The following is a 995-nucleotide window of genomic DNA, read 5'->3' on the forward strand; positions in this document are numbered from 1 at the left end:
CCGACAGCAGCCATTTCGATACATCATCGCGTCCACCCATAAAATGAGTTCGCTCAGCGACATCAAGCTTGTGCGCAAGTTGTTCAAAAGGTTTGGCATTATCCTCACCTACCACATATAAATGTGTTTTTTCACGTAAAGCCTGTGGTAAAGCGGCCATGGCTTCAATGGCAAAATCAGCGCCTTTGCGTTTAAAACCGGAGCCTATCATCAACAGTAAAAAGTCATCATCATTTAACGATAACTGTTGGCGAAATTGCTGACGTTGCATCTGCCAGTCATCGGGCCGTACGCGATCCGGATCGATACCGGGTGGCAGATCAACCAGCCTTTCAGGTGGTGTCTGATAATACTGTTCAAACAGTTTGCGCTGTACCGATGAGATCATCATCGATACGGTGTGGCTTTGCGGGCCAAATACAGCTCTCTCCCAAGCTTCGTAGAATCTTACCCGGCCAAAAAACTGTTTGATGATATAGCTTGATTCTTGTCTGACCCGCGCCAGATAACAAGGGTCAGCAGCGTAATACAAATCCAGTCCCGGCATTTTGTTAAAGCCAATCACCAGATCGTAATTTCCTGCGGCGATTAATGGCCGCGATTTATTATAAAAATCCCTTACTTTGGCATGATTGGTTAGCCCTGAAACCTTAATCGGAATTTGGTTAAAACCGGGAATGGGATCGCCTTGCCATTCAATGTAATACACATCGATTTCATCTCCGGCATCACGGCGAATTTCCAGAATTCGCCGGAAATCACGCGCCAGGCCGCCATAGGCAAAATATTTATACAGGCATACTGCCAGCTTCATAAATGCGTTCCGTTTAACACTGTGTTGTTGCCTTATGCTTTGATCGCTTTGGTTAACAGGTGACGAGTTTCGCCTACCGGCCAATTGCGTAAAAATCGCTGCTGATCCTGTTTATGCAAACGCTTGAAACCGGTTTTTGTGATTTGCTGCATCGCGTCCAAATCAATCAGCCAGATTTTTT

At 45.8% G+C, this 995-nt stretch carries 1 protein-coding gene; it reads right to left on the bottom strand.

Translation table 11 applies throughout. The features are described 5' to 3' along the window. The coding region (locus B3182_RS11950) for a glycosyltransferase family 4 protein (RefSeq protein WP_292752868.1) at positions 1–814 on the bottom strand (814 nt) is incomplete at its 3' end. Positions 815–995: the final 181 nt, after the last annotated feature.

Source organism: Methylophaga sp. UBA4204 (assembly GCF_002379485.1).
Lineage (GTDB): Bacteria > Pseudomonadota > Gammaproteobacteria > Nitrosococcales > Methylophagaceae > Methylophaga.